This window comes from Congregibacter sp. (assembly GCF_045107095.1).
GTDB lineage: Bacteria > Pseudomonadota > Gammaproteobacteria > Pseudomonadales > Halieaceae > Congregibacter.
On sequence record NZ_JBGCFU010000089.1, the window covers coordinates 1 to 4,845 of the forward strand.

6 protein-coding genes are annotated in these 4,845 nt (G+C 53.5%); 1 reads left to right on the forward strand and 5 read right to left on the reverse strand.

Features of this window, described 5'->3' with window-relative positions:
- Position 1 precedes the first annotated feature (1 nt).
- On the forward strand, positions 2-619 hold the full coding sequence (locus AB8B76_RS12055) for a lipocalin family protein (protein ID WP_405272791.1): 618 nt from the start codon (positions 2-4) through the stop codon (positions 617-619).
- Positions 620-683: 64 nt separating this feature from the next.
- On the opposite strand, the gene AB8B76_RS12060 is transcribed toward AB8B76_RS12055, so the two are convergent.
- From AB8B76_RS12060 to imuA, 5 genes are all read right to left on the reverse strand, one after another.
- Complete coding sequence (locus AB8B76_RS12060; protein ID WP_405272793.1) at positions 684-1,091, reverse strand: hypothetical protein; 408 nt, start codon at positions 1,089-1,091, stop codon at positions 684-686.
- Between the two features lie 319 nt (positions 1,092-1,410).
- Complete coding sequence (locus tag AB8B76_RS12065; protein ID WP_405272794.1) at positions 1,411-2,838, reverse strand: Y-family DNA polymerase; 1,428 nt, start codon at positions 2,836-2,838, stop codon at positions 1,411-1,413.
- An 83-nt stretch (positions 2,839-2,921) separates the two neighbouring features.
- Positions 2,922-3,128, reverse strand: coding sequence for a DUF2788 domain-containing protein (locus AB8B76_RS12070; protein WP_405272795.1), 207 nt, complete (start codon positions 3,126-3,128; stop codon positions 2,922-2,924).
- A 7-nt stretch (positions 3,129-3,135) separates the two neighbouring features.
- Positions 3,136-3,573, reverse strand: a complete 438-nt coding sequence (locus tag AB8B76_RS12075) for an OsmC family protein (protein ID WP_405272797.1) — start codon at positions 3,571-3,573, stop codon at positions 3,136-3,138.
- A 173-nt stretch (positions 3,574-3,746) separates the two neighbouring features.
- Complete coding sequence (gene imuA, locus AB8B76_RS12080) at positions 3,747-4,628, reverse strand: translesion DNA synthesis-associated protein ImuA (protein ID WP_405272798.1); 882 nt, start codon at positions 4,626-4,628, stop codon at positions 3,747-3,749.
- Between the last annotated feature and the right edge of the window lie 217 nt (positions 4,629-4,845).

The following is a 4,845-nucleotide window of genomic DNA, read 5'->3' on the forward strand; positions in this document are numbered from 1 at the left end:
TATGGTTTGCCTGGCAAGCCCATGGAGAGCTAGAGAGAGTCGTATGTTCATGAAGGTATACCTAAGCAGGCAACGCAAGCTTCGCTGGTTTTGCGCTGCCTTTTTGATGCCCCTGCTAACGGCATGTATTGGCACTCCCGAAGGTGTGGTCGCCGTAAAGGACTTCGACGCCGATCGCTATCTAGGGCGCTGGTACGAGATAGCACGCTTGGATCATAGTTTTGAGCGGGGCCTAAGAAACGTGACCGCCGAGTATGCCTGGCGAGAGGATGGCTCTGTGCGAGTGTTCAATCGCGGCTACGACACGGAAGATCTCGAGTGGAGTGATATTGAGGGGAAAGCCGGTTTTGTTGGCGATGAAAGCGAAGCCCATCTAAAAGTTTCATTTTTTGGCCCTTTCTATGCATCCTATGTGGTGTTTGAGCTTGAACGCGAGAACTACGAATACGCCTTTGTCTCGGGTTTTAATCGAGACTATCTGTGGCTGCTCGCTCGCACACCGACGGTTTCTGATGCGTTGCGCGAAGAGTTCGTCGAGAGCGCCGCAGCTCTTGGCTTTAATACAGATGACCTTATATGGGTCGATCAATCACCCATGGAAGGGGACCGTCAGAAGTGACAGGGCGGCATTAAAAAAGGCCCGGCGTTTCCGCGGGGCCTTTTTAGTTCAAATCTGCGAGTGCTTAAGTACCGCTGACTTCTAGTAACTCCCACTTGCCAACCTCGTTGTCGCGCTCGGTGTAGCGGTAGCGAACTTTGCTGCCGTGAGCCGCGCTTTCAACGGTACTGGTATCCGGGGTGCTGATGAACTGTACGCGGCGACTTTTGCTACGTCGATTCATGCTGCAGCCAGCTTCGGTGCCCCGGCGTGCATTGCGGAAGTTTACGTATACCGGTTGCCCTAGTTCCTGAGCTTTCCGCATATCAACGGTCCCCTCGAGGATGCAGTCCTGAGTTATTTCAGCACTTGCTTGCAACGGTAACAACGACAGGCCTATGGCGCTTGCTGCGATGAGCAGGCTGCTCTTTATGCCCGTGATGCTTTTGACGCTTTTGAGTGAGCGGGCGTCTGATTTTTGAGTGTTGTGCATTTGTTTCTCCTTCGCCTCACGGCGATGCGGGTCGCGCAGATGTCTCGATTCGTCGGGCTTATACAGTCGTTCCCGATCTTTGTTTGTCCGTCCGATTCTTTATTATCGCGCCTATCCTAGGGTTTAAATTTGATGCCGTCGTTGCTCAGCTCTTCTCGTAGCCTTCATGATTTAGTGCAGCGAATTATTACAGGCTGTCACATAAATGAAATATAGCTGTGCTAGGCAGAACTGTAGTCTATGTCGAATCTGTCCTAAAAAGCTATAGTTTTCATAAATTTGTAATAATTTTGTCATATTTGGTCGAACTTTTTGTGTGTTACGCAAAGAATCCCTGCATGAACCATCGCTGTTTTCGACGTTCGTGAAACACCCAGAAACGTTGTCCCTGTCCATTGCGGGCAACAAAATAATCACGACTGGTGCTGCGCTCCCACCAGCCGTCTTCGATGCGTTCTGGCCCATAGATAAGCTCCAGACGGCTTCCCCAGAACAGCAGGTCTTCGCCCTCATGACGCAGCGCTTCCGGTTCGGATAACAGCCAGAACGGCCTTTGAGCTGTGTCGGCAGGGGGTAGGGTGCCAGGAGTCCCCGTTGCTGCTTTCGCAGAGCTATGCTCCGGTAAATGCGCATCGCGATGATGAAGACTGTTAACTGCCTGGGAGCCCAATCGATTGCTTAGCAGGTCAACCAACTGGCTGGTGGATTCTGACTGATTGGCTTGGCGAAAAAGATCTCCACTGGTTGGTTGTGCTGACTCGAGAGATTCGGCTCGCAGCTGTACCAACTCTACTTCCTGAGTAAAAGGCTGTCGCTCTAAGCGTAAGCGGGTGAGGCGATACCAGTCCTGTCGTGGGGTGCGTGCTTCGCTGGTACGCACATCGAGCACTTCCCGGTAATTGTTTAGGCCTGAAAAGTGCCAGATGATTTGCCGGGTTTGTAGTTGCCGTTGGCGAAGGTAATCCTCCAGGGATGCCAGAAGTTGTTCCAAAGCGGGCCCTAGCTCGTCCTGGTTTTGCACGGGATAGCCCAAGGGGTAGCTGTCTACAAAGCAGCTGGGAGGCTCGAAGTGGACGGGAGGTGCAACCACCTCGCCACTCAAATGTTGTAGAAGTTCTCGGAACTGTGCCCCGCAGCGCCGGTTTAAAGATGCGCTGGGTAGGGCGAGGACCTCTCCAAGCGTCTTGAAACCGCTGCGCTGTAGTATTTCGAACTGCTCGTGTAAGGGCTCAAGGGTTTGTAGGGGGAGGTTGTCGAGCTGTTCTCTCTGGGTGTAATCACTCGATGCAGGGGCGTGGCTGTTTGTATGCGAAAAAGCCCAGGCGGCCAGTGGCGTTGTGCCCAAGGCTATGTCAGCGCTGTAACCGCGACCGGCGAGGCCTTGCCGGGCGTGACGAGTAATGGCGTCGATGCCCCCAAAAAGCCTGAGGGAGCCGCCGATCTCAAGCATCAGGCAGTCTCCCCTAAACGGGTAGAGATGCGGGGTGATGCCATAAGCCCAACAACAAAGGCTTTCAAGAGCCTGTACCTCGGCATCGGGATCTCGGGGTAAAAGCTGTAGAGGGCTTTCTCCTGCGAGGCTGCGAGCGGCGACCGGATCCATACCGGGTTCCAGGCCCAGCAGGCTAGCCGTTGCGTTGACGGCATAGATGCGTTGTCGATCTACGACTGCTAGGGCTTGGGGGCGCCGCTGAGGAAGGCATTGAACAGCCAGCTCGCTAAGGCGGAGGCATAACCAGAGTTGCATACGGGCATTCTAAGTACTGTATATTTATACAGTACTTAATTTTCTGCTGTATGGCGATACCCGTTCAGCGAAAAGACTGCGTTTTAATTCATGCCCCGCTCTAACAGGTAGCTGATAGCAATCTTGATCACAAAACCCAGAACTCCCAAAGCAAGGGCAAGATAGAGGATCATCGTGCCAAACACGCCGGCGTTACTGCGCTTGGCGAGGTCCCAGACGATAAATACCATGAATAGAATCAGCCCGCCGACGCCTATGGTGACGCCGTACTCCGTTAACCATTGATCCATGAAGGTTCTAGTCGTCCACCGTAATGTTTGTGCTCAGCGTGCTTTCTGCTATCAGGGAGTTTGTAATCAGGCAGCTTTGCTCGGCTTTGTGCAGGAGTTTCTCGGCCTTCTCGATGTCAGTGCCCGCGGGGATGCTAAGCGAGGCCTCCACGTTGATGCCTGTGAATCGCGTCACCCTCTCTACACGGTCCAGGGTTCCTGATGCCTTGCACTGAAGATCGCTCCATTCCAGTTTCGATGCGCGGGCGATGGCCCGGAATGACAAAATAAAGCAGTCCGCTACTGCCGCGACGAGTAACGACTCTGGTGACCATTTGTCGCCTGGTCCACCAAACTCGGCGGGTGGCGCAGTTACAATTTCTGAGACGTTTTCAGCGGTGAGTACAACGGGACTGTCAGCCGTGGCGCTGCCGCTAACCTGATAGTGATGAGGGAAATCTTGCATGATGGCTATTCCTGTCTAGAAAAAAGAAGGTCATTAAGTGCCTGCATTTTAGGGCAGAGCACTTATGACAGGAATAGGCGGATAAACTCCAGATTTACTGATTCACGGGCTCGCTGCTGTTGTAGGTTGTAAGTAGCAGGTAGCAGGTAGCAGGTAGCAGGTAGCCGTTTAGTCTAAGAGGCGACACGGCTCGCTGGAGATAACTCGTCTTTCGGTAACTCCCAAAGTTGAGGCTGGTGCGGAATATCATCCTCTGGGGGTAAATAGACATCGATGCCCTGCATGCCACTGCGCTGTTTGAGGATATGCACCTGGCGGTAAGCATTCATTTGTAAGCGCAACGCTGCAGGGGCATGTTGATGTGCGGCGTCCTGAGACCGGAATAACACGGCTAAGGTATTGCCGCGTGCCGCTGCCAATTGGAGTCTTCGCAGCTCAGCATAACGATACTCGCCATTTCCCAGCCAGCTGAAAACTACGCTGCAGGTGCCGCTGCGCAAAGCTTGTTCGGTGCTCCAGAGCAGTTCTTCACGCTCTCGGGGGTGGACCAGGAGTACTTTCTGGGTGTCCACTCCTCGAGCTGCAAGGAGAGGAGCGTAAGGCGTATAGGGGGGTGCGATGAATGCCTGCCAGCGCTCTTGCTGACTGAGGCCTTCCATGGCCGGCAGAAATAAACCCATGGCCCCCATGCCTGAGGCGTCACTCATGACTTCGATGCAGGTGCCCAAGGGCCAACCCTGCTCACACAAACGAGCATCCAATGCACCAAAACCGGTAGGGATACGTTGATGGTAGTGAAGGTCGCTGTTCGCGGCGCTATCGGCGCTATGCTGTTTGTCCTGAGCATTATCAATGAGTGGCGAACTGGCAAGATCGCTATAGCCGAGCCAGGTATCACGGCGGCTTATGACGCTGTGCAGGCTCTCAGGGATTTCCTTTGCGGCTAGGCGCCCGGACAACTGATGTACAGGATTACTGAGTGGGTTGTTGTGTGGATTGTTGTGTGGATTGTTGTGTGGGGTGCCGTGTAAAGTATTACCTGAATCCTGATACATCGCTGCTCTCCAAAAGTACTGTATATAAAAACAGTAGTCTTAAAGTGAGCATCCTGCAAGTAAATACTTTTGACCTGTCGCCTATCTAGACATGTTGTTGCCAGGGCCTAGCGAAGGCGGCTATTGAGTCTGCCTAGCTGCCAAAGGCCCCGGGGTGCTGGCAGCCGATATCGCCGATCTCATCCCAGTCAGCCTTTGAGTCCACAAAAATGTGGTG

Coding starts and splice junctions, on each gene's coding strand:
- AB8B76_RS12075 (WP_405272797.1), bottom strand. CDS start 3,573: ATGCAAGATTTCCCTCATCACTATCAGGTTAGCGGCAGCGCCACGGCT.
- imuA (WP_405272798.1), bottom strand. CDS start 4,628: ATGTATCAGGATTCAGGTAATACTTTACACGGCACCCCACACAACAAT.
- AB8B76_RS12060 (WP_405272793.1), bottom strand. CDS start 1,091: ATGCACAACACTCAAAAATCAGACGCCCGCTCACTCAAAAGCGTCAAA.
- AB8B76_RS12055 (WP_405272791.1), top strand. CDS start 2: ATGGTTTGCCTGGCAAGCCCATGGAGAGCTAGAGAGAGTCGTATGTTC.
- AB8B76_RS12070 (WP_405272795.1), bottom strand. CDS start 3,128: ATGGATCAATGGTTAACGGAGTACGGCGTCACCATAGGCGTCGGCGGG.
- AB8B76_RS12065 (WP_405272794.1), bottom strand. CDS start 2,838: ATGCAACTCTGGTTATGCCTCCGCCTTAGCGAGCTGGCTGTTCAATGC.